General features: G+C 69.6%; 25 protein-coding genes, 1 tRNA gene and 1 other RNA gene. 9 read left to right on the top strand and 18 right to left on the bottom strand.

Features of this window, described 5'->3' with window-relative positions; translation table 11 throughout:
- Nucleotides 1-13: 13 nt before the first annotated feature.
- Entirely contained in the window at nt 14-1,327 is a 1,314-nt protein-coding gene (locus SPF06_RS09655; RefSeq protein WP_323278837.1) for an aspartate kinase, read from the bottom strand.
- 152 nt (nt 1,328-1,479) lie between these two features.
- On the opposite strand from SPF06_RS09655, the gene SPF06_RS09650 reads away from it, so the two are divergent.
- Entirely contained in the window at nt 1,480-2,403 is a 924-nt protein-coding gene (locus SPF06_RS09650; protein ID WP_323278836.1) for an ABC transporter ATP-binding protein, read from the top strand.
- An 80-nt stretch (nt 2,404-2,483) separates the two neighbouring features.
- Nucleotides 2,484-3,707, top strand: a complete 1,224-nt coding sequence (locus tag SPF06_RS09645; RefSeq protein WP_323278835.1) for an ABC transporter permease — start codon at nt 2,484-2,486, stop codon at nt 3,705-3,707.
- Between the two features lie 51 nt (nt 3,708-3,758).
- Here the strand turns inward: SPF06_RS09645 and SPF06_RS09640 are convergent, their stop codons facing one another.
- The 7 genes from SPF06_RS09640 to SPF06_RS09610 form a co-directional block, all read right to left on the bottom strand.
- The gene (locus SPF06_RS09640) at nt 3,759-4,784 is read right to left on the bottom strand and encodes an isopenicillin N synthase family dioxygenase (RefSeq protein WP_323278834.1); all 1,026 of its coding nucleotides are present in this window, start codon (nt 4,782-4,784) and stop codon (nt 3,759-3,761) included.
- Between the two features lie 47 nt (nt 4,785-4,831).
- A complete protein-coding gene (locus SPF06_RS09635) occupies nt 4,832-5,275 on the bottom strand; it encodes a hypothetical protein (protein ID WP_323278833.1) in 444 nt (147 codons plus the stop codon).
- A gap of 42 nt (nt 5,276-5,317) precedes the next feature.
- Entirely contained in the window at nt 5,318-5,752 is a 435-nt protein-coding gene (locus SPF06_RS09630; RefSeq protein WP_323278832.1) for a hypothetical protein, read from the bottom strand.
- 677 nt (nt 5,753-6,429) lie between these two features.
- The gene (gene recR / locus SPF06_RS09625) at nt 6,430-7,029 is read right to left on the bottom strand and encodes a recombination mediator RecR (RefSeq protein WP_323278831.1); all 600 of its coding nucleotides are present in this window, start codon (nt 7,027-7,029) and stop codon (nt 6,430-6,432) included.
- A gap of 67 nt (nt 7,030-7,096) precedes the next feature.
- On the bottom strand, nt 7,097-10,324 hold the full coding sequence (locus SPF06_RS09620) for a DNA polymerase III subunit gamma and tau (protein ID WP_323278830.1): 3,228 nt from the start codon (nt 10,322-10,324) through the stop codon (nt 7,097-7,099).
- 54 nt (nt 10,325-10,378) lie between these two features.
- An RNA gene (gene ffs, locus SPF06_RS09615) (signal recognition particle sRNA small type) lies at nt 10,379-10,473 on the bottom strand.
- A gap of 55 nt (nt 10,474-10,528) precedes the next feature.
- Entirely contained in the window at nt 10,529-11,215 is a 687-nt protein-coding gene (locus SPF06_RS09610) for a hypothetical protein (RefSeq protein WP_323278829.1), read from the bottom strand.
- Nucleotides 11,216-11,371: 156 nt separating this feature from the next.
- On the opposite strand from SPF06_RS09610, the gene SPF06_RS09605 reads away from it, so the two are divergent.
- The 4 genes from SPF06_RS09605 (at nt 11,372) to SPF06_RS09590 (ending at nt 15,011) form a co-directional block, all read left to right on the top strand.
- Entirely contained in the window at nt 11,372-12,067 is a 696-nt protein-coding gene (locus SPF06_RS09605; protein ID WP_323278827.1) for a response regulator transcription factor, read from the top strand.
- A complete protein-coding gene (locus tag SPF06_RS09600) occupies nt 12,064-13,416 on the top strand; it encodes a sensor histidine kinase (RefSeq protein ID WP_323278826.1) in 1,353 nt (450 codons plus the stop codon). The genes SPF06_RS09605 and SPF06_RS09600 overlap by 4 nt, the downstream gene beginning before the upstream one ends.
- A 110-nt stretch (nt 13,417-13,526) precedes the next feature.
- Nucleotides 13,527-13,611, top strand: a tRNA-Ser gene (locus tag SPF06_RS09595).
- 371 nt (nt 13,612-13,982) lie between these two features.
- Nucleotides 13,983-15,011: a M23 family metallopeptidase gene (locus tag SPF06_RS09590; RefSeq protein ID WP_323278825.1), complete on the top strand. Its 1,029-nt coding sequence runs from the start codon at nt 13,983-13,985 to the stop codon at nt 15,009-15,011.
- A 16-nt stretch (nt 15,012-15,027) separates the two neighbouring features.
- Here the strand turns inward: SPF06_RS09590 and SPF06_RS09585 are convergent, their stop codons facing one another.
- Entirely contained in the window at nt 15,028-15,600 is a 573-nt protein-coding gene (locus tag SPF06_RS09585) for a TetR/AcrR family transcriptional regulator (protein WP_323278824.1), read from the bottom strand.
- A gap of 74 nt (nt 15,601-15,674) precedes the next feature.
- On the opposite strand from SPF06_RS09585, the gene SPF06_RS09580 reads away from it, so the two are divergent.
- Complete coding sequence (locus SPF06_RS09580; RefSeq protein WP_323278823.1) at nt 15,675-16,169, top strand: DUF4188 domain-containing protein; 495 nt, start codon at nt 15,675-15,677, stop codon at nt 16,167-16,169.
- A 10-nt stretch (nt 16,170-16,179) separates the two neighbouring features.
- Here SPF06_RS09580 and SPF06_RS09575 read toward each other — a convergent pair whose 3' ends face one another.
- A complete protein-coding gene (locus SPF06_RS09575; RefSeq protein WP_323278822.1) occupies nt 16,180-17,070 on the bottom strand; it encodes a Cof-type HAD-IIB family hydrolase in 891 nt (296 codons plus the stop codon).
- 106 nt (nt 17,071-17,176) lie between these two features.
- Here SPF06_RS09575 and SPF06_RS09570 point away from each other — a divergent pair, with 106 nt between their 5' ends.
- Together SPF06_RS09570 and SPF06_RS09565 are read left to right on the top strand one after the other, a co-directional pair.
- Nucleotides 17,177-17,476, top strand: a complete 300-nt coding sequence (locus SPF06_RS09570) for a type II toxin-antitoxin system VapB family antitoxin (RefSeq protein WP_307966262.1) — start codon at nt 17,177-17,179, stop codon at nt 17,474-17,476.
- Between the two features lie 15 nt (nt 17,477-17,491).
- On the top strand, nt 17,492-18,130 hold the full coding sequence (locus tag SPF06_RS09565) for a LytR C-terminal domain-containing protein (RefSeq protein ID WP_323278821.1): 639 nt from the start codon (nt 17,492-17,494) through the stop codon (nt 18,128-18,130).
- Between the two features lie 3 nt (nt 18,131-18,133).
- On the opposite strand, the gene SPF06_RS09560 is transcribed toward SPF06_RS09565, so the two are convergent.
- From SPF06_RS09560 to SPF06_RS09525, 8 genes are all read right to left on the bottom strand, one after another.
- A complete protein-coding gene (locus SPF06_RS09560) occupies nt 18,134-18,790 on the bottom strand; it encodes a TetR/AcrR family transcriptional regulator (RefSeq protein ID WP_323278820.1) in 657 nt (218 codons plus the stop codon).
- Between the two features lie 74 nt (nt 18,791-18,864).
- Nucleotides 18,865-19,869: a sugar phosphate isomerase/epimerase family protein gene (locus SPF06_RS09555; protein ID WP_323278819.1), complete on the bottom strand. Its 1,005-nt coding sequence runs from the start codon at nt 19,867-19,869 to the stop codon at nt 18,865-18,867.
- Between the two features lie 91 nt (nt 19,870-19,960).
- Nucleotides 19,961-21,106, bottom strand: coding sequence for a Gfo/Idh/MocA family protein (locus SPF06_RS09550; protein WP_323278818.1), 1,146 nt, complete (start codon nt 21,104-21,106; stop codon nt 19,961-19,963).
- The gene (locus tag SPF06_RS09545; RefSeq protein WP_323278817.1) at nt 21,103-22,218 is read right to left on the bottom strand and encodes a Gfo/Idh/MocA family protein; all 1,116 of its coding nucleotides are present in this window, start codon (nt 22,216-22,218) and stop codon (nt 21,103-21,105) included. Before SPF06_RS09545 ends, SPF06_RS09550 begins: the two co-directional genes overlap by 4 nt.
- On the bottom strand, nt 22,215-23,009 hold the full coding sequence (locus SPF06_RS09540; protein WP_323278816.1) for a sugar phosphate isomerase/epimerase family protein: 795 nt from the start codon (nt 23,007-23,009) through the stop codon (nt 22,215-22,217). Before SPF06_RS09540 ends, SPF06_RS09545 begins: the two co-directional genes overlap by 4 nt.
- 61 nt (nt 23,010-23,070) lie before the next feature.
- The gene (locus SPF06_RS09535) at nt 23,071-23,958 is read right to left on the bottom strand and encodes a carbohydrate ABC transporter permease (RefSeq protein ID WP_323278815.1); all 888 of its coding nucleotides are present in this window, start codon (nt 23,956-23,958) and stop codon (nt 23,071-23,073) included.
- Nucleotides 23,955-24,914, bottom strand: coding sequence for a carbohydrate ABC transporter permease (locus SPF06_RS09530; protein WP_323278813.1), 960 nt, complete (start codon nt 24,912-24,914; stop codon nt 23,955-23,957). Before SPF06_RS09530 ends, SPF06_RS09535 begins: the two co-directional genes overlap by 4 nt.
- A gap of 14 nt (nt 24,915-24,928) precedes the next feature.
- Nucleotides 24,929-26,257 carry an ABC transporter substrate-binding protein gene (locus tag SPF06_RS09525; protein WP_323278812.1) on the bottom strand — a complete coding sequence of 443 codons (1,329 nt, stop codon included), beginning with the start codon at nt 26,255-26,257 and terminating at the stop codon, nt 24,929-24,931.
- Between the last annotated feature and the right edge of the window lie 28 nt (nt 26,258-26,285).

The raw sequence follows: 26,285 nt of genomic DNA, 5'->3' as shown, positions 1-26,285 counted from the left end.
GCGGCCCGGAGGGTCAGCGGCCCGTGCCGCCGTAGACGGTCGCCTCGACCTCGGCGTCGAGGCCGAACGCTGTGTGGATCGCGCGGACGGCGGCGTCGAGCAGGTCGGCGCGCGTCACGACGGAGATGCGGATCTCCGACGTCGAGATCATGTCGATGTTGATGCCCGCGTCGGAGAGCGCCTTGAAGAAGGTCGCGGAGACGCCCGGGTGCGAGCGCATGCCCGCGCCGATGAGGGAGAGCTTGCCGATCTCGGCGTTGTACTCGATGTCCTCGAAGCCGATCTCCTCCTGCGCGGCCTTGAGCGCGTGCAGGGCGGTGGCGCCCTCGACGATCGGGAGCGTGAAGGAGATGTCCGTCTTGCCGCGGCCGAACGTCGAGACGTTCTGCACGATCATGTCGATGTTCGAGTTCGCCTTCGCGATGACCTGGAAGATCGCGGCAGCCTTGCCGGGGATGTCCGGGACGCCGACCACGGTGACCTTGGCCTCGGACCGGTCGTGCGCGACGCCGGAGATGATGGGCTGTTCCAAGGCGACTCCCTCGTTGATCGTGATCTTGTCTTCCGGGGCGGGCAGCACCCACGTCCCTTCGTTGTGGCTGAACGAGGACCGCACGTGGAGCGGAACCCCGAAGCGGCGCGCGTATTCGACGCAGCGCAGGTGGAGGATCTTCGCGCCCGAGGCGGCGAGCTCGAGCATCTCCTCGCTCGAGATCGTGTCGATCTTCTTCGCGGCCGGCACGACGCGCGGATCGGCCGTGAACACGCCGTCCACGTCGGTGTAGATCTCGCATACGTCAGCGTCGAGGGCGGCGGCGAGGGCCACGGCCGTCGTGTCCGAGCCGCCGCGGCCGAGCGTCGTGATGTCGTGGCTCTCGTGGCTCACGCCCTGGAATCCCGCGACGATCGCGATGTTGCCCTTGTCGAGGGACGTGCGGATGCGGTGCGGGTCGACCTCGATGATGCGCGCCTTGCCGTGCGTCCCGTCCGTGATCATGCCGGCCTGGGAGCCCGTGAAGGACTGGGCCTTGTGGCCGAGGGTGTTGATCGCCATCGCGAGGAGTGCCATGGACATGCGCTCGCCGGCGGAGAGGAGCATGTCCATCTCGCGTGCGGGGGCGTCGTCCGTGATCTGCGCGGCGAGGTCGAGGAGCTCGTCGGTCGTGTCGCCCATCGCGGACACAACTGCGACAACCTCGTGGCCAGCTTTGCGGTAGTCCACAATGCGCTCCGCGACCCGCTTGATGCCCGCGGCGTCCGCGACGGAGGAACCGCCGAACTTCTGGACGACGAGTTGCTTGGCGGGCAGCACAGGCGGAAGCGACATGCGGGCACACTCACTCAAGAGGTAGGGAACGCGACAGATTCGCCCAACATTCTATCGGCACGCTCTCGACGTGGCGCATTGTGTGACGGTTACGCTGTCCTGACAGAGCATCCGGCAGCGGCCTGCGCCGCGCGGCGTGGGGGGAGACTGTCATGGGGGACGTCAGGGGCATCGCGTCGCGGGGGCTCGCGCGGAGCTTCGGCGCGGTGCACGCCGTCGCCGGCATGGATTTCGACGCTCGGGCGGGGCAGGTCACGGCGCTCGTCGGGCCCAACGGCGCGGGCAAGACGACCCTTCTCCTCATGCTCGCCTCCCTCTTGGCCCCCGACGCCGGAACGATCCGCATCGACGGGTTCGATCCCGCCGTGGACCGCGACGAGGTACGGCGGCGAGTCGGGTGGATGCCGGACACCCTCGGGGTGTGGGAGTCGCTCACGGCCCGCGAGATCCTCGTACAGATGGGGCGCTTCTATCGGCTCAGCGGCGCGGAGGCCGCGAGCCGCGCCGACGAGCTCCTCGAGCTCGTTCATCTCGGATCCTTCGCGAGCCAGGCCGCGCGCGTGCTCTCACGGGGCCAGCAGCAGCGCCTCAGCCTCGCGCGGGCGCTCATCCACCGCCCCACGACCCTGCTCCTCGACGAGCCTGCCGCGGGCCTCGACCCAGCGTCCCGGGTCGAGCTGCGCGGCACTCTCCGTCGGCTCGCGGGGGACGGCTGCACCGTCGTCGTCTCGTCGCACGTTCTGAGCGAGCTCGACGAGATCGCGGACGCCGTCGTCTTCGTGAGCGGCGGGCGGACCGTTCGCTCCCAGCTCGTCGACGCGCCGCCGGGAGGACGGCGGTACGCGCTCGAAGCCTTGGACCTTGCCCCCGCCCGCGCGCGGCTGGGGGAGCTCGGCGTCGAGTTCGGCGAGGAGGACGGGCGGAGGCCCCGCCTGAGTTTCATCGTGGCGACGGACGACGACGCCGCGCGCCTCCTGCGCGAGCTCGTCACCGCGGGGGTCGCGGTCACAGCGTTCGCACCCGCGGGCGGCGTGATCGAGGAGACCTATCTCGGATTGGGGGCTGACGAACGATGAGCGGTGTCCACGAGGTTCTCGAGCCGGGACCTGCTACTCCGCCTCGCCGACGGCGGTCGGCGCGGGAAGGGGCAACGGCGGTGCGCGTGTGGGCGCGCGGGGCCTGGGACGTCGTGGTCCTCGAGGCGAAGCAGCGGCTCCGCTCGCGCGGCTGGTACATCATGCTCGTGATCTGGTTCGCGCTCATCGCGATCGTCACGTGGCTGACGTGGGCCGCATGGGAAGCGCAGCATGCCGTGAGCCGGCAATACGCCGACTACGGGCCTTCCGGACCGCTTCCCAGCGCTGGCCCCGGGAGCATGATCTTCGAGGCCGTGCTCGCGTTCGTCATGTTCCTCGCGCTTGTCGTCACTCCCGCGCTCTCGGCCAACGCCGTCAACGGCGACCGCGCCCAGGGCACGCTCGCGATCCTCCAGGCATCGCTCCTGCGCCCCGGCCAGATCCTCGCGGGGAAGCTCGTCGCGGCGTGGCTCGCGGCGCTCGCGTTCCTCGTCGCGGCCTCGCCCTTCCTCGTCATCGGCGTGGTCGCGGGCGGTCTCTCGCCCGGCTACATCGCCGTTTCGCTCCTCATGCTCGCCGTCGAGCTCGGGGTCGTGAGCGCGATCGGGACCGCTCTCTCGGCGCTCGCGGGCAGGCCGCTCTTCTCGATCGTCGTGACGTACCTCGTCGTCGCCATGCTGTGGATCGGGACGCTTATCGCCTTCGGGTTCGGCGTTGCCCTGTCTCGCGGGACCGTCGAGGCGAATACGCCGATCTATACGACGGTGTCGCACCCAGCCGTGCCGGGGCCATCCTTCTCGCCGTCGCCCGCCCCGTCCCCGGTGTCGCCAGGCTCTTCGCCCGCGCCCTCTGGGGTCCCCACGCTGACGCCGTCGTCCGGCGCCTACTCGAGCAATCTCAAGGTGACCCCGACGGAGGGGCCGCCGTCGTACACGTGCGTCGGAAGCCTCATGGACCAGCCCACGGTGCGCACCGAACGGGTCGCGTGGGTCCTGTCGATGAACCCGTTCCTCGTCGTGGCCGACGCGATTCCCTACCCTGACCGATCCGTCTCGGCTGCGCCGTATCCGCAGGGCGCGATCGAGACGATGAGCCAAGCCGCGCGAGCGGCCATCGCCGGGCCCGAGGCGACGACGCCGTGCGCGAACGGGAAGGTCAAGCCCGCGTATCTCGTCCAGCGGACGCCGCTCTGGCCGCTCGGCCTCGGGCTCCAGCTTCTCCTCGCGGGCGGCCTGCTGTGGGGAGCTCGGCGGGCCCTCGTCACGCCCGCCCGCCGCCTCGCCCGGGGAACCCGCGTGGCGTGAGCGGGGCGCGTGGCCCGGCGCCGTCGCCTGTCTCTTCAGCGGGCCTTTGCGTCACCGCACTAGCTCGGGGTAGTGGCGCCGCGCCGTCTCCGGATGGGCGCGCAGCCACCCCTTGAGCACGTTCTGGCCGTAGGAAGCGAGCATCGGGTTGCTCGGGTCGTCGGAGACGCCGCGCGCATCGGCGGCGAGGCTGGCGGGCAGCTCGACCTTGTCGATGACGGCGTCCAAGCGCGGCGACCAGAAGAACGGCACCGAATACCGGTCGACGCCGGCCGGCGGGGCCGTGACCCGGTGGATGGTCGCCATGAGGTAGCCGTCCGTCGCGACCTCGAGCATCTCGCCGAGGTTGACGACGAGCGCGCCGGGCGTCGGAGGGACATCAATCCACTCGTCCTGCCCGTACGGTTTGACCTCGAGGCCTCCCACGGAGTCCTGGAGCAGGAGCGTCACGAAGCCGTAGTCTGCGTGGGAACCGACGCCCTGCGTCCCGGCCTCGGGCACCACCCCGCCGCCCACGTAGTGCACGAGCTTGCCCATCCACGCGGGCGTGCCCGCAAACGCCTCGTCGAAATGGTCCTCGGGGAGCCCGATCGCGACCGAGATCGCGGAAAGGAGTTCGGCTCCGACGTGGGACATGAGCTCGGCCCATTCCATCGCGGCCTTCTCGAGCTCCGGGAAGCCCGCGGGCCACTGGTTGTGGCCCTGAAGCCCGAGGTAGGGCTGGTCGGCGGGCACATATTCAAGCGGTGCGCGGTCTGGCCCGTAGTCGATCTGCTCGCGGGAGTCCGCTCGGCCCTGCGTGATTTCCTTGCCGAGACGCGTGTAGCCGCGGAACTGGGCTGAGGTTCGGTTGTCTAGGGCGAGGCGGTCTTCGAGCGGGAGGCGGAAGAACTCGGCGACGGTGTCGAGGAGTTCTTGGTCCTGGCCGGGCCGCCCTCCGTAGCCCGTGACCTGGAAGAAGCCGACATTGTGGGCGGCGTCGCGGAGGGCATCGAGGAACTCGGAGGTGAAGTGGCCGTTCGCGTCCCTCGCGGTGGCGAGGTCGAGAACCGGCACGGATGTGCGTGGTGTGCTCATGCCTCCAAGCATGCTCCTGCTCGCGGCAGGCACGTAACGGTCCGTCATCACAACGCTGGTCGGATGACCTTAGTCATTCGAGAACCGCACCGTCCTTTCGACCTCCTCCTGACGACGCGGCGATAGTATTCATCGAGCGGCGCCCGGGAGAAGTCGGCCACGATCCAGCCCGACTGATACCCATCGCTGCCCAGCGACCCGGCATAGGCTCGAGCCTTGTCCTTGTATTCAAACCGGAGCAGCGTCAGCCGGTCCCCGCTGTAGCCTTCCTTGCAGCCAGTTGGCGGTCCGCACAGAGCTGAGGTCTCGTTGTGGAGACCGTGAAAGGCGTAACCCCAGTCCGATGCTCCGTCCGAGGAACGCGGGACAAATGCCGATAGCCTCACGTCCTCGTACGGGTCATTGAACGACTCGAAAATCATGTAGCTGATAAGGCCGACGTGGATCAGCGCCAGCGTGGTCATCCAAGTGACGAGTATGGGGCGCTTCATTGTGCCTCCTCTTCAAATGCGGCCCAAGGGGGCGACGTCGGCTTAATCGGGCGAAGTTGACCACGTTCCGTCGAGCGACTGGCGAACCATGAGCCGGTCGAAATCACTGAGGGGCGCCCGGGAGAAATCGGCCACGATCCAGTCCGATTGGTGGCCGTCCTCGCCCAGCGAGACGGCGTAGTTCTGGGCCTTGTTCTTCGAGTCGAAGCGAAGGAGCGTCAGCCGTTCACCGCGGTAGGCCTCACTGCAGTTGATCTTCCCTGGACCGCACAGTGTCCCGGTGGCGTCCCGGAGCCCCTCGAAAGCATAATCTGAGGCTCCGGGATTAGACGGATTCGGTACAAAATTGGACAAAGGGAGATCTTGTCGCGAGTCGTGGAACGTCACATAAGCAATTGCGTAGATCGCCGCGCCGATGATGGCTGCATGGATGACGATGAGTGCCGTGATCAGACCGATAAATATTGGTCGTTTCATTGGTAGTTAACCCTAAGAACCCCAGTTGCATTTGTGGATCCCGGCCGCTCCAAGCCAGTTGGGATAGTCCCACCGCCAGCGTTCGAGATCCCAATGGAACCCGGCCCACCACCATGCATGCTGGACTCAAGGGAGACGGAATCACTGGCATTGGCAGGAATCTTGACCTTGACTCCGTTTGCAGAGCCGTCCACGGCATGGGTTCCGGATTCGGTCGTCGGAATCGATGCGACGTCGGACAGTACTTTCGTCGCGGCGCTTTGTGCGTGTTTCGTGACTCGCTCGAGCGCTGCTCGCGTGGATTGGTTGTCGTCTGCCGCCTGCGCAGGCACCACGGTGGACAGCAGCATTCCAATGGCAATTGGGGCTGACGCGAGAATTCGCAGTTTCATCATGGCCCCCCGACCATAGTGCGGGGTGTTCTCGACTGCTCGAGCCCCGCTGGTGCGAAGGTCCCCGTCAAACAATCGTGGCCTATCTGGCGCAATTCGTCAACGCCGGGACCGAAATTAAATTGATGCTACTGCGCGGGCGTCACAAATGCGCTGAGTGCCGACGCGATTTGTGACGAGAATGCGCGTTCGCTCCGATATGCCTCGCCTTTCGGGCTTCGCCCCGCGCTTCGGCGGCGGACGAAGTCCGAATGGTGGGGTACTTCCGGGCTGGTGCCATCGGGACTACCCGATCGCGCTGCGGCGTCCCTCGAAGGCGCGTCCGAGGGTGATTTCGTCCGCGTACTCGAGGTCGCCGCCCACAGGGAGCCCGGACGCGAGGCGCGTGACCTTGATGCCGATGCTCTGGAGCATGCGCGCGAGATACGTCGACGTCGCCTCGCCCTCGAGGTTCGGATTCGTCGCGATGATGATCTCGGTGACGGCGTCGTCATTGAGCCGTGCGAGCAGTTCGCGGATGCGCAGCTGATCCGGGCCGATTCCGGCGATCGGATTGATGGCTCCGCCGAGCACGTGATAGCGGCCCCGGAACGCGCGCGTGCGCTCGACGGCGATCACGTCCTTGGATTCTTCGACAACGCAAATGACACTCGGATCGCGCCGGGTATCGCGGCAAATTGAACACGTTTCCTGCTCGGACACGTTGCCGCAGATCTGGCAGAACTTGACGCGCTCTTTCACCGTCGTGATCGCGGCGACGAGCCGCTTCATGTCGTCGGCGTCGGCTTCGAGGATATGGAAGGCGAGCCGCTGAGCGGATTTCGGTCCGATGCCGGGGAGCCTTCCGAGCTCGTCGATCAGATCCTGGACTGCGCCTTCATACACCCCACTACGCTACCGCTTGCGGCGCCCTCACCGCGTGCGCGTGCGCCGCGCCGTCGTCAACGATCCGTCAGCGCGGCGGGATCACGGTGCCGTCGTGCGCGCGCTCCTCGATGAGCTTCCCACCGAGGATCCGTTCGACGGCCGCGCGTCCGAAGACTCCCGACGCTTCGATCGTCTCGTCGTCGGCGCTCGGAATGTCCTCGACGACGGGCTGGCTCGGCGCGGGACCGCGCGGTGCCTGCACCACGACGTCGTTCTCGCGATCCTGCGCCGCCTTCTGCGAGAGACGCTGGTACATGCTCAGGGGCCTGCCGCCGTTGGCCGGCGGCTGCGGCGACGGGCGCTCTTGGGCTGCCGGGCCCGGCGCGGGGCGGGAGGGCTGCGCGGGCGGCTGGGCGGCGGCCGGAGCGTACGACGGCGATGCGGCCTCGCGCGGGGTCTGGGCCTCAGCGGGGCCCGCCTCCGCTGGCTGCGCGGGAGCAGATGGCGCCGATCCGACGTTCGATTCCGCTCCGACAGTCCAAACCCCTGGCGCCGACTCGCGCGCATACGACCAAGGGTCCTGGCCGGACTCGGCCGATCCAGTTCCCCGCGCTTCGCCCCCGCGTGCGCTCGCGCTGGACGTGTCTCCTGCGGTCGCCCTGCCCCCGGACCGTGGTGTCTGCCCCAACGGCACCGGAGCCGCCACGGGAGCTGGAGTAGCCCGTGTCTCCGCGGAGGCGGCACTTGGTATCGACGGTCGACCGCCTGCCGACGGCCGACGCCAGCCTTCGTCTTCGGGGAGCGGCTCGTCCCACTCGGCCGGAGGCTCGTCGTCCGCGTACGGGATGTCCGCGTAAGGGTCGTCGGAGCGTGGGACCGACGTTGTCGTCGCCGGGGCAGGCCGGGATTCTCGAGCTTCGGGGGCGGGAGTTGGCCCCGAGGTCGTCGGCTCGGAAGCCGCGGGAGCCGACGACGAGTCGGCAGCCGATTGAGGCTGCTCAGTCTGAGCCGACGACGGCGGACTTGGCTGGACAGCGGGTCCGGAGCTGGGCGTCGGCATCTGCTCGGCAAAGCCCGACTGGCTGTGCCGGACTGGCGCGGCGGCCGTGGCCTGAGCTGAGGAGGCAGCCGTGGGCCGGACTGGCGCGGCCGGGGTCTCGGCGGGCGCGGTCTGGGGCTGGGCCTTCGCAGGGCGAGCCTGCTCCGGTGAGCCCTGCTCGGGCGCAGGGGCAGGTGCGGGGGCTAGGCCCCACGCGACGTCTGCTGCGGACGGGGCCGACGGCTGCGCGGCAGGTTCCGGCGTCGCGGAGCCGATGCCGTGGTCCCGTGGCGCGCTGGGGACGTTGGCGACGGCGGAAATGCCGGGCTGTGCCGGGGCCCCCGTCTGTTCGGTCGCGTAGTCGGCTGAAGCGACGCCCTCGGCTGCCGAGCGGTCTGCCGCGGCGGTTTCAGGCGCGCGAGGGCTCGGCGGCGGATCAGCCGGGGCTTTTGGGCTGCGCTCAGCCCCTCTCGGGGTCGCGGGCGCGGCGGATGGCGAGGGGCCGTTGCCGCCGGTCGTGGCGTCGATCTGGACCTCGACGCCGAGCACCTTGTGGATCGCCTGACGGACGTTGTCGGAGTGGTCGCCGCGCGTGAAGGAACCGGCCGAACCGGAGTTCGCGAACGCGAGCGTGAGCGTGCGGCCGTCGAATCCAGCGACCGTGGCGTTCTGGCTGACGAGGATCCACGTGAGGCGTTTGATGGCCGTGAGGTTCTCGAGGATCTCGGGCCACGCCCGGCGGAACATTTCGACACTGCCGGAGCCGCCGCTTGTCGAGGCGCCCGGAGGCGGGACATCAGCGGCCGGGGCCGTGGCGGGCGTGGCGGAGGTGGATTTCGCCGGGACAGCCGCGGGCTGAGCGGCGGCGGGCTGAGCCGCGGATTCAGCCACGGCGGGCTGCGCAGTTGCGGGTTGCGCTGCGGCGGGCTGATCCGCGAGGGCCGCCGTGGGCTGAGCCTCGACCCGAGCCGCCGGCTCGAGGACGGAGGGCGCGCCGGGGGAGAGAGCCACGGAAGCCCGAGCGGCCGACGGCGCCGGGGCTGCGGTGGCGACGGTGGGTGCAGCCGCCGGCTCGGGGACCACAGCGACGGGCCCGGGCGCCCCGCCTTCGAACGAGAGCCGCCGCTCGAGGCGGTCGAGCCGCGCGGCCAGGCCGTGGTCGCCGTCGGCCGCGGGAAGCATGAGCCGCGCGCACAGGAGCTCGAGATGAAGTCGCGGCGACGTCGCCCCAGTCATCTCGTTGAAGGCAGCGCTCGTGACGTCGGCCGCGCGGGAGAGCTCGGCCGCACCGATGGACTGCGCCTGCGCGCGCATGCGGGCGAGCTGGTCCGCGGGCACGCCCCGCAGGATCGACTCCGCGGCGTCGGGCAGCGCGCGCACGATGATGAGGTCGCGGAACCGCTCGAGCAGGTCCTCGACGAACCGCCGCGGGTCGTGCCCAGTCTGGATGACGCGGTCCACGGCCCGGAACACCGTGCCCGAATCGGCCGCCGCGACGGCGTCCACGACGTCGTCGAGCAGCGCGGCGTGCGTGTACCCGAGAAGGGCGACGGCGAGCTCGTAGTCGATCCCGCCGGTCCCCGCGCCGGCCATGAGCTGGTCCAGCACCGAGAGCGAGTCGCGTACGGACCCGCCACCGGCGCGCACCACGAGGGACAGCACGCCGGGCTGCACGGGCACATGCTCGGCCGCGCACAGCTGCTCGAGATACGCCATGAGCGGCTCGGGCGGCACGAGGCGGAACGGGTAGTGGTGCGTCCGGGAGCGGATCGTGCCGATGACCTTGTCCGGCTCGGTCGTCGCAAAGATGAACTTGATGTGCTCCGGCGGCTCCTCGACGATCTTGAGGAGCGCGTTGAAGCCGGCCGACGTGACCATGTGGGCCTCGTCGATGATGAAGATCTTGTAGCGGTCCCGCACAGGGGCGAACGTCGCGCGCTCGCGGAGGTCCCGCGCGTCGTCCACGCCTCCGTGGCTCGCGGCGTCGATCTCGATGACGTCGAGCGAGCCGGACCCGCCGCGCGCGAGCTCGACGCAGCTCGGGCACACGCCGCACGGCTCCGGCGTCGGGCCCTTTTCGCAGTTGAGGCAGCGGGCGAGGATGCGGGCCGACGTCGTCTTGCCGCACCCGCGGGGGCCGGAGAAGAGGTAGGCGTGGTTGACGCGGTCCTTGCGGAGCGCGGTCATGAGCGGCTCGGTGACGTGCTCCTGCCCGATCACGTCCTGGAACGTGTCCGGCCGATACCGGCGATACAGGGCAGTCGGAGAACTCACAGAGAAAACCCTACCAATCGGCGCCGACACTGAGACCCGGTTATCCACAGGTACGGAAAGGCCCCTCATGCACCCGCCAGAGCCCACCTACCCTTGCTACCTTCCGGTCCTGGGGGAGTTCAGCAGGATGACGCCACATGAGGGGCTGGGTTCCATACTAGCCGTTTTTGGCGGCAGCCTCGAACCGGCCACCGCCAGGCGAGGTCAGCTTCCGGACGTTGCCCCCGGTGTCGCACTCGGCGCGGGGGAGGTCGGCTTCGGCTTCGCGGGCGCGTTCTTCATGGCCTCGGCGAGCTTCTGCACGGCCGCGCCATACGTGCCGTCGAGGGCGCGGTCCCGCACGGTGTGGGCGTCGGCGACCGTCTGGTCCGCGGGCGCGCCCGCGAGCGTCCAGAGATCCTGGCGGAGCTGCTCGGGGAGACGCCGGAACGCTGCGGGGTAGCGGTTGATGAGTGCCCGCGCCGCCGTCTGTGCATGCTGGCCGTACGTGGGCTGGCCGTCCTGGCGGATGATGACGGCGAGGACGCGCCGCAGTGCGGCACGCGCCGGGTGCTTGGCGGGCACGGAGGACGAGGGCGACGGCGTCGTCCCGGCGGCCGGCACCACGAGCGCCGCGGGCTCGGCGACGGCGGGCGCCTGCACGCCGTCGTCCGTGATGTCGGCGGCAAGCGAGTCGAGTGACGTGAGGCTGTCGAGCGATTCGTCCGCTCCTGTGTCGGCCGCTGCCTGCTGCGTTCCCTGGGCTGCGCCCTGGGCCTGCAGGGCGACGGCGATGCCGCCTCCCGCGAGGAGCGTGGCCGCGAGGGTTGACGCGATTCCCGCCGCCCAGCGCCGCGCGGTGCGGCTGCGCTGGGTGGGGATCCCCGCCGTCGTCGGGAACTTCGGGTCCATGGCCTGTCCTTTCGTAAGCCTCCTGCCCGATGCTTCATCGGGTCCCTTCGATGCTGGCAGCGCCCGGCAAGGGCTGTGTTCGGCCAATGTTCGGGGAATGTAAGGAGTGCCCGGGAACCGCAGGCGAGTCTCGGCGTCGTGCGCTTGAATGGTGCCGTGGAGAACTCGGGCGAGGGGCGCGGACTCGTGCTCGTGGTCGAGGACGAACAGGCGATCGCCGATCTCGAGCGCCTGTATCTTTCCCGCGCGGGCTTCGGCGTGCACGTTGAGCGCGACGGCGCCGCGGCGCTCGCACGGATCCGGCAGCTCCGGCCGGTTGCGATCGTCCTCGACGTTGGGCTCCCGGGCCTCGACGGCGTCGAGATCTGCCGCCGCCTCCGCGAGGCGGACGACTGGACCCCCGTGATCTTCGTCACCGCACGCGACGACGAGGTGGACCGCGTCCTCGGCCTCGAACTCGGCGCCGACGACTACCTCACCAAGCCCTTCTCGCCGCGCGAGCTCGTGGCCCGCGTCAGGAGCGTGCTCCGGCGCGCGGCGGGGCCCCAGTCGCCGCGCGTGCTGAGCGTGGGGCGAGTGCGGCTCGACCTCGGGCGACGCGCGGCCGAGGCCGACGGCGGGGCGGTGCAGCTCACCGCGATGGAGTTCGACCTCCTTGCCCACCTCATGTCCCAGCCGGGCCGGGTCTTCAGCCGCGAGCAGCTCCTCGCCGCGGTGTGGGGCCAGGCCGACTATGCGGGCGGGCGCACGGTGGATGTCCACGTCGCCCAGCTCCGCGCGAAGCTCGGCGACGCGAGCCCGATCCGGACGACGCGCGGCGTCGGCTACAGCGCCGCATCGGATCCCCGATGATGGCGTGGTTCCGCTCCCTCTACGCGCGCGTGACCCTCGTGACGGCCGCCGTCGCAGCCATTGCGACGCTCATCACGGGCCTCGTCGGGGCGCAGCTCATCCGCGCCGCCACCGTCGACCAGGCTCGCCTGAGCCTCGCCCGCGAGGCCCAGGCGCTCAGCGTCTCGGGGTCGGTGACGGACCTCGCATCGCTCCGCGAACTCGCGTTCGGGGAGGAGGGCAGGATCGCGCTCGTCCAGCCCGACGGGACGGTTTCCGGCGCGGGGCGGCGCCTCGTGAGCCAAGCCGTGGTCAAGAAGGTCCTCTCGGGGCAGCCGTTCTCGCAGACCGAGACGGTCAGCGGGACGCCCGTTGTCGTCGAGGCGCGGCCCCTCGCGGCCGGTGGCGGGCTCGTGCTCGTCGAGCCGGTCTCCGCCGTCAATCAGGCCTCCGGGGCGCTCGTGGCCCGGCTCTTGTGGGCTCTCGCGCTTGGGTTCGCGTTTGCTGTCGGGGGAGGCGCGCTCGTGGCGCGCTGGGTGGCGAGGCCGCTCGTGCGGGTTTCGCGGGCGGCTCGCCGGCTCGCGGGCGGCGAGCGGGGCGTCGCGGTCGACGGCGGCGGGCCCACCGAAGTGCGCGAGGTCTCGCATGCGCTCGAAGCCCTCGACGCCTCGCTTGCGACGAGTGAAGGGCGTCAGCGCGAGTTCCTCCTCTCCATCTCCCACGAACTCCGCACTCCGCTTACGGCGTTGCACGGTTACGCCGAGGCGCTCGCAGACGGCGTGATTCCGGGTGAGGACGTGCCGCGCGTCGGGCGGACCCTGAGTGCCGAGACCGAGCGGCTCGACCACTTCGTGCGGGACCTGCTCGAGCTCGCCCGCCTCGAGGCCGACGATTTCCGCGTGGACGCCCAACCGTTTGACGCCGCGGGGCTCCTCCCCGTCGTCGTCGAGGCGTGGCGGGGCGTTTGGGAGCCCTCGGGGGTCGTGGTGCGCGCTGACGTGGCGGGGCCGCTGCCTGTCGTGACCGACGCGCGCAGGCTGAGGCAGCTCCTCGACGGGCTCGTCGAGAACGCGCTCCGGATCACTCCCGCGGGCGCGCCCGTGGTGCTGGCCGGGCGCGAGGAGGGTAGCGCCGTCGTCCTCGAAGTGCGCGACGGCGGGCCTGGGCTGAGCGACGAAGACCTTGCCCGCGCCTTCGACCGCGGCGCCCTGCGCGCCCGATATCACGGGGAGCGCAAGGTCGGCACGGGCCTCGGGCTCTCGATCGCGCACCGGCTCGCCGCCCGGCTCGGCGCGGAGCTGACCGCGGGCCGGGCCCCCGAGGGAGGCGCGAGCTTCGCGCTCAGGCTCCCGGCTGCTCGAGGCGGCTGACGCCGCCCTCCCGATTCGGAGCTTCCGCGAACCTCGGGTATCCTAGAGTCTGCTCTGCACGAGCTTGGGCCGGGGTTGTTCAGACCCCGCGGCCAGCTCCGGCGGGCAATGGAGGATTCGCCTAGCGGCCTATGGCGCACGCCTGGAACGCGTGTTGGGTTCACGCCCTCGGGGGTTCAAATCCCCCATCCTCCGCGTTGTGAACGCCCTCGGTCCTCGGATCGGGGGCGTTCTGCTTCTGGCGCGTCGCGGACTCGCCTGATTCGACTTGCACACTCTCCTTTTGCACAGTCCCCGTCTCGCCTCCGAGTCCCCCTCAAGAGGACTTGTGTGCGAGAAGAGAACTGCGGTCGGGCGTCCGGCCCAGTGTTGGTGCGGCTGTGCGGCGCCTGTGTGGTCCCCGGGAGTTCTCCCCGGGGGCCTCCCCGCATCGACGCCCGTCGGCCAACAATGGTACGGTGCGTAACGTCGCACACGAACCAAACTGGGGGATGCCCGTGGAGCGCATAAGGGAGGGCCTTGCCCGGGCCGCCCGGCCCAGATGGCACCGATTCTTGTTTGCAGCCGTGGCAGCGGTGAGTTCGCTCGCTGTCAGCGTCGCTCCGGCGTTTGCCGACGCGGGAGTCGGCACCGACTCTGTGAGGGCCGATCCGAACGCCGTCATCGTCTTCGAGCACGCCGACGTCAGCTCGATTCCGGCGGGCACGCACTCGGGTGTCGTGCTGACGGCGTCGACCGACCTTCCTCGCCCGCCCCAGGGCAAGCTGTACGCGCCGCTCGAAAGCCTCGTGCCGTCGTCGCCCTTCGGCTACCGCATCGATCCCCTCACCGGGCAGCCTGGCGAGTTCCACTGGGGCCAGGATTTCGCGGCCGCGTGCGGCACTCGCGTCTATGCGGCCGACGCCGGCGTGGTACGGGCCGCTGGCTGGCATCCGTGGGGTGGCGGGAACCGTGTGGAGATCGACCACGGCAACGGGCTCGTCACGACGTACAACCACATGCTGGATGCGGCCGTCAAGGTCGGAGACACCGTGGCTGTTGGCCAGGTGGTCGGGCTCGTGGGCTCCACGGGGGATTCGACGGGCTGCCACCTGCATTTCGAGACGATCCTCAACGGCGTCTACAAGGACCCGATGCAGTGGAGCTTCATTCCGATCGCCCAGCGCAACCCCGTGACGGATCTGACCCTCACCGACTACACGCCGTCCGACGGCAAGGCCCCGTCCGGACAGAACTGGGACATTCCCGGTTTGGTCAGCGAGCCCGCGCCCGGCGAGACGGTCCGGAAGGCGCCGGCTCCGGCCCCCGCCCCGACGCCTCCGCCCTCGGCCCCGAGCAGCCCGCCCCCCACGCCGACGCCATCGCCGTCCAGCTCGCCCACGCCGAGCCCGACGCCGACGTCGCCGTCTCCCACGCCGTCGCCAAGTGATTCCCCAACGCCGACGCCTACACCGACGGCTAGCTCGAGCACCCTCTTGTCGTCGTCGCCCACCCCCACACCGACTCCCGCGCCCACCCCCACGCCGACGGCAACCCAGTCGACGTCGACGAGCCCGTCGCCCTCACCCACGAGTTCCTCGACGACGGGGCATTGAGCCGGGCGCGGATCGGCTACGGCGCCCAGGCGCGTGCCACGGCCTCGAGCGCCTCGGCGTAGATTCCGGCCCAGTCCGCGCCGGGCTCGACGCACGCGAGCTCGAGGCTCACGAGCCCGTGGACCTGGCCCCAGATCGCGAAGACGGCGACCTCGACGGGCGCGGCCCGCAGCTCGCCCGTCCGCTGCCCGGCGGCGACGGCGTCGCGGAGCGGTGCCATCGCGGCTTCCCCTACGGTGGCCGACGGCGCGACGCTCCCGACCGGGCGCGCGGACGAGCCGAACATGAGCCGATACAGCGCCGGGTGCCCGAGCGCCCAATCCCGGTAGGCCGAGCCCAAGGTGCGGAGGCCGCCGTCGGCCGCTTCTCGTTGCGACTGCGCGAACGAGGCGAAGCCGCCGTCGACGACGGCCTGGAGCAGTTCGGCCTTGCCTCCGAAGAGCGAGTAGACCGCCGTCGTCGACGTTCCCGCGGCGGATGCGACCTCGCGGAGCGTCACGCGCGCGGGGCCCTCGCGGTCCACGAGTTCGAGGGTGACGTCGAGGAGCCGGGTTCGCACGGAATCGTCGTGCACAACAGGTCTTGCCATGCGGTCCAGTCTATCGTAACGTCGTTACATAACGGCGTTTCAAAACTCGCCGGCCACCCACGAGGGAGAATCCCATGGCGCTCGAAGCCTTTCCCGGCCGCTTCACCGCCCAGCCCGAGGGCGATGTGACGGTGTTCCTCATCGGCATGCGGGCCAATCGCTGGTGGAAGCTCGGCACCGTCATGCGCGTCGCCGCGGCGATGCCGCGCATGCTCCGCTACCTTGCCAGCACCCCCGAGTCGGGGATGCTCGGCTTCCACCAGTGGCTCGGGCGCACAACGATCCTCGTGAGCTATTGGCGCAGTCCCGAGCACCTCATGCGCTTCGCGGCCGACCGCGATGCACCGCATCTCGCGCCCTGGCGCGACTTCATGAAGACCGTCGCCGGAACGGGCGACGTCGGAGTGTGGCACGAGACATATTCCGTCCCGGCTGCTGGCGTCGAGGCGGTCTACAACGGCATGCCCGCCTTTGGGCTCGCGAAGGCCACCGCGCACGTGCCCGTGCAGCATGGCCTCAACACGGCGCGGCAGCGCTGGGCGCATGCGAACCCCGCGGGCCGCGCGTGAGCTGTGCGGGTCAGCGCGGGGCGAGCGACGCCTTCCGCCACTCGCGCAGGAAGGCGAGCCCGGCGTCGTCGTGAATCACCTCGGGGCCGAGCCCGAGGTACCCGGCCGTGAGGATCTCGTAGGGCTTCTCCGGGACGCCGTCCTCGGGCCGGACGTCGACGTGCGAGACCTCGTGGTCGTTGTGGTGCAGCCAGTCCGCCATCGCGTAGTCGGTGCGCGAATCGCCCATCGTGAACCAGGCCTGCGGCACGATGCCATCGTGCCGCAGGAGCTCGCACGCGCGGCTCGCGCCGAGGTCCTTGCCGAGCCGGACGGACTCGATGTCCGTCGAGATGATGGTCGGGTCGATGCGGTAGTCCACCGTGTCGTCCTGCCCCGGCACGTGGTGGTCGAGGCGGACCGCGCCGAGCCCGAGGCGGGTCATGACGGACATCGCCTCGGCATCGAAATCCTCCTGGAGCCCCCGATATACGTCGTTCGAAACCTCGATGTGCTGCTCGACGGAGACCATGGCGCGCTTCGTCTCGTCGAAGAACATGTGGTCGGCGTACTCGCTCGAGACGAGAGCCCGGATCGCGTCCGAGAACTCGCCCGGAACGGCCAGCTCCCGGTCCACGTGCACTGGACCCGCTCCCGCCCCCGTGAACGTGAACCACGTGGCGCCCTTCTCGCAGATCGCGTGGATCCGCAGCCCGTCTGGCATCCCGGCGGCGATCATCGGCTCCATGACCTGCTGCGCGATGAACGCGTCCGAGCGGCCCGTGTTGAAGACGACCGGAATCCCGGACGCCCCCAGCTCGAGGAGCAGCGTGATGATCTCGGGCCTCACCGCGCGCGTGACGGGGCTCGCGATGGGGCCGTCGACGTCGAGGAGCAGGGCAAACGGGGGTCGGGTCTCCATGCGCCTATTCTGTCAGGCCGGGGGTCTCGGTAACCGTTCGGCCACAATCCGCAGGACGCCCCGGGGCGGAATGACGGCTCGCCGCGCGGTTGTCTACGCTGGTCGCGTGATCTTCAAAGCAGTGGGGGAGGGGCGCCCCTATCCGGACCATGGGTACCATACGCCCAAGGACTGGGCTGCCCTCCCGCCGCGCCCCGTGCGGCTCGACGAGCTCGTCACCACGAAGCGGACGCTCGACCTCGAGGCGCTTCTCGCCGAGGACTCGACCTTCTTCGGCGATCTCTTCCCGCACGTCGTGCAGTACAAGGGCGTCCTCTACCTCGAGGACGGCCTGCACCGCGCGCTCCGCACCGCCCTCCACCAGCGCACGGCGATCCACGCGCGCGTCTTGGATCTCGATTCCTGAGCCGGGGTTGCGACCATGAGCCGCCAGCCCAAGGACCCTTCCGAGTACCACGGGCATCACGTCATCGACGGCGAGGAGCTTCGCGCGCAGTTCCAGGCGGACGACGGCGCGCGAGGCTCGTGGACGTTCCGGCGCGTCCGGCACGGGATTTTCCTGATCCTGCTCGTCGCGCTCGTCGTCGTCGGCGCGGGCGGTGCCTTCGCCGTGCTGGGCGGCTATCTCAAGATCCCGCAGCCGGGCTCAGCGCCGTCGCCCACGGCGACCTGCCCCATTGGGCCCTTCGATTACTCCGGGCCGGACGCGGTGCGCGTCCGCGTCCTCAACGCGACCGGCAAAGAGGGCCTCGCGAAAGACGTTGGGGACGCCCTGACCCAGAGGAAATTCACCGTGGGCGGTGTTGACAATTCGAAGGCGGCGGGATCGGCGGCGGCCATCATCGTCGCGGGCCCGGCGGGGGAAAGCGGCGCGTTCACGCTCCAGCGCAACGTCCCGGGCAGCGTCTTCATGCAGGATGGGCGCGGAGACGCGACTGTCGACCTCGTGCTGCTGCCTGCCTTCAAGGAGCTTCGGGACCCGGGGCTCGTGGACCAGACACCCGGCCCGCTCGTGTGTTCGCTCGCGTCCGCGAGCCCCACGGCCACCCCGGGGAAGTAGCGGTCAGGCCCTCACGGGCCGCCGCTCGCCGTCGAACCGCGCGCCGACGCCGAGCTGGATGAACCGCACCGTCGCATCCGTGTGCCGATCCGGATGGGCCGGTTCCGGCTCCCGCGCCGCGTCTGCCTCGCCGTCCCTCTGCCCGCGGTTCGCGCTCGCGGCGAGCGAGCCGAGGACGAGCTGGGCGAGCTCCTCGAGATCGGCCTGGGGGATGTAGCCCTCGTCCATGCACTCGCGCAGGATGCTGCGGAGCACCGTGTTGAGCTCGCCGACGTGGTCCCCGAGCTTCGCGAACGACGACGGCGAAAGCACCGCGCGCATCGCAGGCCCCGGCGGGAGGTGGCGCCGCGAGAGGTCCTCGACCTGCGCCCGTACGTAGATCGCGAGCTTTTCCACGGGGTTCTCGGCCGCGGCGAGCTGGTCCTTGAGCTCGGTAAGGAAGCGGCCGGTCTCGTCCAGGGCGTAGCCGATGAGCAGCTCTTCGAGGTCGGCGTAGTAGTTGTAGACCGCGGTGCGGCCGATGCCTGCCTGCCGCGCGACGTCGGTCATCGTGAGGCCGGGCAGGCCACGCGTGAAGAGGAGCTCGCCGAACGCGTCGAGGATACGGCGCTGGGTGAGGGCGCGCTGGGCGGCATTCGACTCAGCCTGGATGCGGGGCATACCCACATTTTAGGTCAAGGTGTCACCAAACGCTCGCATCGGTGGGTCTTGTCCGTTTCTCGGGCCGCGGGTCCTCAGCCTTGGTTGCTGAAGGCGGCGTCGAAGGAGGCGGTGGAGGGGGCGAAGTCGAACTTCTTCAGCGCCGCCAGGGCCTGGGGGGCGCCGGTGAGGCGGTCCATGCCCGCGTCCTCCCATTCGATGCTGATCGGGCCGTCGTAGCCGATCGCGGTCAGGGCCCGGAACGAGTCCTCCCAGGGCACGTCCCCGCGCCCGGCGGAGACGAAGTCCCAGCCGCGGTGCGGGTCGCCCCAGGGCAGGTGGGAGGAGAGGATCCCGGCGCGGCCGTTGCCCATGCGCATCCGGGTGTCCTTGCAGTCCACGTGGTAGATCCGCTCGGCGAAGTCGGTGATGAACCCCACGGGGTCGATGCCCTGCCACATCATGTGGGACGGGTCCCAGTTCAGCCCGAAGGCTGGGCGGTTCCCGATCGCGTCGAGGGCGCGCTTGGTGGACCAGTAGTCGTAGGCGATCTCGGAGGGGTGGACCTCGTGGGCGAAGCGGACCTCGCATTCGTCGAAGACGTCCAGGATCGGGTTCCACCGCTCGGCGAAGTCCCGGTACCCGGCCTCGATGACCTCGGCGGGCACGGGCGGGAACATCGCGACGTATTGCCAGATCTTCGAGCCGGTGAACCCGACCACGGTGTCCACGCCAAGGGCGCGTGCCAGGCGGGCGGTGTTCTTCAGCTCCTCCGCGGCGCGGGTCCGGACGCCCTCGGGCTCGCCGTCGCCCCATACCCTGGAGCCGACGATGGCCTGGTGGCGGAAATCGATCGGGTCGTCGCACACGGCCTGGCCCTTGAGGTGGTTCGAGATCGCCCAGACCTTCAGCCCGTAGCGTTCGAGGATGCCGAGGCGCTCGGCGATGTAGGCCTCGTCGTCCCAGCGCCAGGCGTCCAGGTGCTCCCCGGAGACGGCGATCTCGAGCCCGTCGTACCCCCACTCGGCAGCGTAGCGGGCCACCTCCTCGAGAGTCAGGTCGGCCCACTGGCCGGTGAACAGGGTGAAAGGGCGAGGCATCAGTGTTCCTTTCGGATTCGGCAATTGTCGGGTTTTCGTGGGTGCGAGAGCTCGGCATCCACGAAAACCCGACAGTTCCGGTGGGGTTTGGTTAGAGCTGCACGATCGTGGACTTCGCGGCGGCGGATTCCTCGACGGCGGCGAGCACCCGCTGAACCTGCAGGCCCTCCTCGAACGACGGCGACGGCGCAGCACCGTCGCGGATCGCAAGGAGGAAGTCGCGGATCTGGTGGGTGAACGTGTGCTCCCAGCCGATCACGTGGCCCTGCGGCCACCACGCGCCCACGTACGGGTGTTCGGGCTCGGTCACGACGATCCGGCGGAAGCCCTGCTCGGCCACGGGAACGGCCCCGTCGAGGAACTCGAGTTCGTTGAGCCGCTCGAGGTCGAACGTGAGCGCCCCGGCCGAGCCGTACACCTCGATCCGCAGCGAGTTCTTCCGGCCCAGGGCCACCCGCGAGACCTCGACCGAGGCCACCGCGCCCCCGGCGAGGGAGAGCGTGGCCCACGCGGCGTCGTCAACCGTGACGTCCTCGACGCCCGACGGCCCCGGGCGCTGCCCCACGAAGGTGTGCAGCCGCCCCGAAACCTCGGTCACGGTGTCGCCGAGCAGGAACTGGACCTGGTCGATCGCGTGCGAGGCGATGTCCCCGAGCGCGCCGGACCCGGCGGTCTCCTTGCGGAGCCGCCACGTCATGGGCGAGTCTTCGTCCGCGAGCCAGTCCTGCAGGTACGACGCGCGGACCTCGCGGACGGCGCCGAGCCTCCCGTCCGCGATGAGCTGCTTCGCGAACGCGAGGGCGGGCACGCGCCGGTAGTTGAACCCGACCATCGACTGCACTCCGCGGGCGCGGGCGGCCTGCGCAGCAGCGACCATGCGCTCGGATTCGGCCATTGAGTTCGCGAGCGGCTTCTCGACGAGCACGTGCTTGCCCGCCTCGAGCGCCGCGATCGCGATCTCCGCGTGCAGCCAGCCGGGCGCGCAGATGTCCACGATCTGCACGTCGTCCCGCGCGATGACTTCGCGCCAGTCCGTCGCGGACTCCGCCCACCCGTACCGGGCCGCGGCCTCGGCGACCTGCTCGGAGTCCCGGCCCACGAGCACGCGCTGCTCGACGGCCGGGACGTCGAAGTACGCAGCGACGTTCCGCCACGCCTGCGAATGGGCCTTGCCCATGAACGCGTACCCGATCGCCGCGACGCCGAGCGGCGCCTTCTGCTCGTGCGCACCGCTCATGCGGGCACCCCGTTGAGCGTCGCTTCCTCGGGTGCCCAGTCCTCAGGGACGGGGTCGGACGACGGCGCCGAGCTCGCGACGTCGACGAACGCGCCTGAGTCGATGGACTCGGCGATCGAGGCCATCGCGTCGAGGACGTGGTATGCGAGCTGTCCCGTCGCGCGGTGCGGCTCGCCGGCGCGGATCGAGCGCGCCATGTCGAGCACGCCCATCCCTCGACCGTTGGCGGGTCCGGTCGTCGGGATCGCGGTCCAGTCGGCCTCGCCCGTGCGGCAGATCTGCAGCTCGCCGTCGAACATGTTCGGGTCCGGAATAGAAAGCGTTGCCTCCGTGCCGGTGATCTCGAAGAACCCCATGCGCATCCGCGGGGAGTCGAAGCTGAACACGCTGTGCGAGGACGCGCCCGACTCGAACTGGGCCATGGCACTCACGTGCGTGGGCACCTCGACCTCGAACTCCTCGCCGGCCTTGGGGCCCGAGCCGATCACGCGGGTCGTGCGGGCCTTCGAGCCGAGGGCCGCGACGCGGCGTACGCTGCCGAAGGTCTGGACGAGGCCCGTGAGGTAGTACGGGCCCATGTCGAAGAGCGGGCCGGCGCCGCGCTGGAACAGGAAGGCGGGGTTCGGGTGCCAGCGGTCCGGCCCCGGCACCTGGAACACGGTCTGCGCGGTGAGCGGCACGCCGATGTCTCCGCGCTCGATGACCCGCCGGGCCGTCTGCAGGCCCGCGCCCAGGAAGGTGTCCGGTGCGCACCCGAGCCGGATGCCGGCGTCGCCCGCCTCCTTCAGGAGCGCAAGCCCGCTTTCCCGGTCGAGCGAGAACGGCTTCTCGCTCCACACGTGCTTCCCCGCGCGCACCGCGGCGGTGGCGACCTCGACGTGCGCCGCGGGAATCGTGAGGTTCACGATGATGTCCACGTCCGGGTGGTTGAGCGCGAGCTCCGGGGTTCCGTGCTCGGCGATCCCGTACTCCTCGGCGCGCGCCTTGGCGGCCTCGGGGAAGAGGTCCGCGATGACGTGGACCTTGAGGTCCGGGAAGACCGTGAGGTTGTCGAGGTACTGCTTGCTGATGTTGCCCGCGCCGATGACGGCGACGCCGACGGGCCCGCTCATCGCGCAGCCCCCTGAACTGCCGGAGCGCCAGCCTCGAGGTAGCGCAGCGAGCCCGCGACGCCGTCGAAGATGTCGCCAGCGTAGCCGTCGAACTCGACGACGCCGACCTCGAGCGACTTTGCCGTAGCGATGACGCCCCACACGTCAACCTCGCCCTGCCCTGCGGGAAGCTGGGTTGCCTTGAGCGCGTCGTAGTCGAGCTCTTCGAGGGAGATGCTGCCGAGATCACGGACCGGCCCGTCCTTGATGTGGATCGCGATGACCCGCTCGCCGAGCCGTTCGAGCAGCGCGGCCGGGTCCTCGCCGCCCATGGCGACCCAGTAGGTGTCGACCTCGAGCACGAGCTCGGGGTCGAGGAGGGAGGCGAAGAACTCGAGCGCCGTGGTGCCCTCGATCTTCGACGTGATCTCCCAGTAGTGGTTGTGGTAGCCGACGCGGAGGCCGTATTCGGTGGCCTTCTTCGCGGCGTCGTTGAGGCGCGCGGCGATGCCCCGCACCGAAGCCGCGTCCTGCCACTGCTCGGCGGGGACGAAGGGGTCGATCACGGTGCCGATGCCGAGGCGCTTCGCGGCGGCGAAGATCTCGTCCTGGTCCGCCGAGAGGAGGGGTGCGTGGCCGGTCGGGGCCGTGACGCCGTTCTCGGCGAAGGCCTGCGCGAGCTCGTCGGCGCGGGCCGCGAAGTTGTAGGGCTCGACCTGCGTGAAGCCGATCTCGGCGAGCCGGGCGATCGTCCCCGGCAGGTCCGCCTCGATCGCGTCGCGGACGGTGTAGAGCTGGACTGAATAGGCCATGGGGTACAGCTTCCTTTCTGGGCGGCGGGGTGGGTTAGTCAAGGGGTGGGTTCAGATTAGGTCAGCGGCCGGCGAGGGAGCCTCCGATGCCGCCGACGCTGAAGTACTTGTTGAGGCCGGCGAAGACGATGATGGGCGGGAGCATCATGACGACGGCGAGGGCCATGACGGACCCCCAGTCGGTCGCGTTCTGCTGGAAGAAGGACTGCACGCCCACGGGGAGGGTGAAGACCTCGTTGGAGCGCAGGAACACGATGGCGACGAGGTAGTCGTTCCACGCGAGCAGGAAGGCGAAGATCGCGGTCGAGAGGACGCCGGGAAGGCTGTTGCGCAGCACGACCTTCGTGAAGGAGCCGAAGACGGAGCAACCGTCGATCCACGAGGCCTCTTCGAGGCTGGCCGGGATGGAATCGAAGTAGGCGGCCATCATCCAGGTTGCGACGGCCATGGTCGAGGCGACGTAGACGATCGTGATGCCGAGCAGGTTGTCCGCGAGGCCGAGGTTCGCGAAGAGGATGAAGAGCGGCACCACGGACGTGATGATCGGCAGCGACTGCATGACGAACAGCAGGAGCGAGTAGCTCGAGACGGCCTTGGAACGGCCGCGGGAGAGGACGTACCCCGCGGGTGCGGCGACCGCGACTGAGACCACGACGGTCGCGAGCGTGACCATGAGGCTGTTGCCGAGCCACGTCGAGGCGAGGGTCTTGTCGAAGACGCCCGCGAAGTTCTCGAAGGTCAGTCCCGTCGTGGTGCTGGCCGCGCCTGGCGTGAAGGCGAGGACGACGACGGCGAAGATCGGCACGAGCACGATGGCGGTGACCGCGAGGATGAGGGCGAAGCGCCACCAGCGCCCGCGGAGATCGGCTTCGGAGACGAGTCGCCGCTTGCGGCCGGTGCCAACGGAGGGCGCAGCGGGAGCGGGGTGGGTGTGCAGGACGGTGCTCATTCGACGCTCGACTTTCGGATCTGGCGGTACAGGGCGGCGGAGATGACCACGAGGGTGAGGGTCATGAGGAACGCGATGGCGACGCCGGGGCCGGTCTGGAAGTCCTGGAAGACCTTGCGGTACGCGTAGACGACGAGCGACGTCGTGGCATCCACCGGCCCGCCGCCGGTGAGGAGGTAGATCGTGGGGAAGTCGTTGACGCAGAAGATCGTCATGAGGATCCACGAGATATAGGTCGAGCGGGCCGTGAGGGGCAGGGTGATGCCCGTGAACTGCTGCCAGCGGGTGGCGCCGTCCATGCTCGCCGCCTCGTAGACGGTGTTGTCGACCGACGTGAGGGCGCCGGCGGACATCATCATCATGAACGGGAAGCTGACCCACACCTTGAAGAGGCATACCGTGACGGCGGCGAGCGTGGGGTCGGCCAGGAACAGCGGCGTTCCGAGGCCGAATGCCTTGAACAGGGCGCTCGTGGGACTCCCCGGGGAGGCAACGAGCCAGTTCCACGACGTCGAGGACACGACGATCGGCACGACCCAGGGCAGGAGCAGGAGGACTTTGAACGTGCCACCGGCCGGGATCTTGGTGCGCAGCAGGAGCGCGAGGCCGAGGCCGACCGCCCACGACCCGAAGACGCCCACGATCGTGAAGACGATCGTGAACTGGACGGCCTTCCAGAACGCGGCCGAGCCCAGGACGTCGGTGAAGTTCGCGAAGCCGACGAAGTCGCCGGCGTCGATGAGGGAGCCGTTGTGGGTGGCCTGGATGGCGGCGTAGATAAGGGGGTAGCCGTTGATGAGCAGCAGGAGCAGGACCGAGGGCAGGATGAGCCAGAAGTAGGTCCTGGTGGTCTGCGAGGAGAGCTTGCTCGCGCGGTTGGGGGCCGGGCGGCCCGGCCCGCTGGGGGCAAGGCCCCGGCGGGCTCGGGCGAGCCCCGTGTCAGTCGATGCGGTCACGGGAGGACCTCCGGCTAGGACTTGACGACGGACTTGAGGCCGTCTTCGAGGGCCTTGAGCGCGGTCTTCGCGTCGCCCTTGCCGGAGAGGACCGTCTGGGCGAACTGCGTGAGGGCCTGTCCGCCGTCGAGCACGGCCGTGTTCGCGGACAGCTTCTTCCCGCGGGCTGCGAACGTCTTCGCGATCGGCTGCCACTCCTTGACGACCTTGACGTTGTTCGGGTCCGACGTGAACTCGGGCAGATCTGTGATCGACTTGAAGACCGGGAGCGAGTTCATCAGCTTCTGCTGCCAGAGCTGCTTGATCTGGCCGAGGTACGCGACGAGGAACGCCTCGGAGGACTCCTGCGACGGGGTGTTCTTGTACATCATGATGTTGTTCGGGAACACGAGCGTGCCCTTGTCGCCATGCGGGCCGGACACGACGGGGGCGACCTGCAGGTCACCCGAGGTGTCGCCGACGCGGTTCGTGAGGCCGGCCACGTGCAGACCGTAGGCGCCCTTCGACTTGTCCTTCCACTGGGCGTCATGGTTGTCCTGCGTGTAGCTCACCGCGGCTGGATCGACGATGCCGTTCGAGTAGAGCTCGTACAGGAACTCGATGGCCTCGACGTTGCGGTCGTTGAGGACGTCGATCTGGCCGTTCTCGTCCCACACGCCACCGCCGTTGTTGACCATCGTCTGGACCACGAGGTGGTTGCCCATGAAGTTGCCCGCGCCCGCGCCGGTCACAAAGCCGCCTGCGCCGATCTTCTTGAGGGCCTTGCCGGCCTCGAGGATCCCCTTCCAGTCGGTCGGAACCGCGACGCCGGCCTTGTCGAAGAGCGACTTGCGGTACCACATGACGCGCATGTCGAGCTGCCACGGGACGGCGATGTAGCCCTTGTCCGACTTGAACGGGTCGAGCACGCCCGGGAGGAAATCGTCGTACTGGCCGTTCTTCTTGAGCGCGTCGATGACGCCGTCTGCGTACGCGATCGCGCCCTGCTGCTCGAACTGGAACGCCTGGAAGCCGCCACCCGTCGAGACGGCGGGGCCGGTCTTGGACGCGATCGCCGAGGAGAACGTCTGGTAGAAGTTGTTCCACTGGATGATCTGGTAGCTCGCCTTGAGGTTGGAGCCCGACGGCGCGTAGCCCTCGACGATCTTCTTCGCGGCATCGTTGTAGGCCGGCGTGCCCCACGGCATGTCCCAGAATTTGATGGCGTCTCCGCCGCCGCTCTTTGAGGCGGAGCCGCCGCCGCAGGCAGCGAGGGCGGGCACGGCCGCAGCGGCTGCTGCAAGGCCGAGGAAGCCCCTGCGGGAGAACTGCTGGCGCGAGAAGGTCGTACGCGAAGAGGTCATGGTTGGTCCTTCGTCGTTGAGGGTCTTG

The organism is Sinomonas terricola (assembly GCF_034931225.1).
Taxonomy (GTDB): domain Bacteria; phylum Actinomycetota; class Actinomycetes; order Actinomycetales; family Micrococcaceae; genus Sinomonas; species Sinomonas terricola.
This window is presented reverse-complemented; position numbering and strand designations above follow the sequence as displayed.

Excerpts from the sequence above, each read along its gene's own strand:
- SPF06_RS09655 (WP_323278837.1), bottom strand. The coding sequence starts at position 1,327 with ATGTCGCTTCCGCCTGTGCTGCCCGCCAAGCAACTCGTCGTCCAGAAG.
- SPF06_RS09650 (WP_323278836.1), top strand. The coding sequence starts at position 1,480 with ATGGGGGACGTCAGGGGCATCGCGTCGCGGGGGCTCGCGCGGAGCTTC.
- SPF06_RS09640 (WP_323278834.1), bottom strand. The coding sequence starts at position 4,784 with ATGAGCACACCACGCACATCCGTGCCGGTTCTCGACCTCGCCACCGCG.
- SPF06_RS09635 (WP_323278833.1), bottom strand. The coding sequence starts at position 5,275 with ATGAAGCGCCCCATACTCGTCACTTGGATGACCACGCTGGCGCTGATC.
- SPF06_RS09630 (WP_323278832.1), bottom strand. The coding sequence starts at position 5,752 with ATGAAACGACCAATATTTATCGGTCTGATCACGGCACTCATCGTCATC.
- SPF06_RS09610 (WP_323278829.1), bottom strand. The coding sequence starts at position 11,215 with ATGGACCCGAAGTTCCCGACGACGGCGGGGATCCCCACCCAGCGCAGC.
- SPF06_RS09600 (WP_323278826.1), top strand. The coding sequence starts at position 12,064 with ATGATGGCGTGGTTCCGCTCCCTCTACGCGCGCGTGACCCTCGTGACG.
- SPF06_RS09585 (WP_323278824.1), bottom strand. The coding sequence starts at position 15,600 with ATGGCAAGACCTGTTGTGCACGACGATTCCGTGCGAACCCGGCTCCTC.
- SPF06_RS09580 (WP_323278823.1), top strand. The coding sequence starts at position 15,675 with ATGGCGCTCGAAGCCTTTCCCGGCCGCTTCACCGCCCAGCCCGAGGGC.
- SPF06_RS09575 (WP_323278822.1), bottom strand. The coding sequence starts at position 17,070 with ATGGAGACCCGACCCCCGTTTGCCCTGCTCCTCGACGTCGACGGCCCC.
- SPF06_RS09565 (WP_323278821.1), top strand. The coding sequence starts at position 17,492 with ATGAGCCGCCAGCCCAAGGACCCTTCCGAGTACCACGGGCATCACGTC.
- SPF06_RS09560 (WP_323278820.1), bottom strand. The coding sequence starts at position 18,790 with ATGCCCCGCATCCAGGCTGAGTCGAATGCCGCCCAGCGCGCCCTCACC.
- SPF06_RS09555 (WP_323278819.1), bottom strand. The coding sequence starts at position 19,869 with ATGCCTCGCCCTTTCACCCTGTTCACCGGCCAGTGGGCCGACCTGACT.
- SPF06_RS09550 (WP_323278818.1), bottom strand. The coding sequence starts at position 21,106 with ATGAGCGGTGCGCACGAGCAGAAGGCGCCGCTCGGCGTCGCGGCGATC.
- SPF06_RS09545 (WP_323278817.1), bottom strand. The coding sequence starts at position 22,218 with ATGAGCGGGCCCGTCGGCGTCGCCGTCATCGGCGCGGGCAACATCAGC.
- SPF06_RS09540 (WP_323278816.1), bottom strand. The coding sequence starts at position 23,009 with ATGGCCTATTCAGTCCAGCTCTACACCGTCCGCGACGCGATCGAGGCG.
- SPF06_RS09535 (WP_323278815.1), bottom strand. The coding sequence starts at position 23,958 with ATGAGCACCGTCCTGCACACCCACCCCGCTCCCGCTGCGCCCTCCGTT.
- SPF06_RS09525 (WP_323278812.1), bottom strand. The coding sequence starts at position 26,257 with ATGACCTCTTCGCGTACGACCTTCTCGCGCCAGCAGTTCTCCCGCAGG.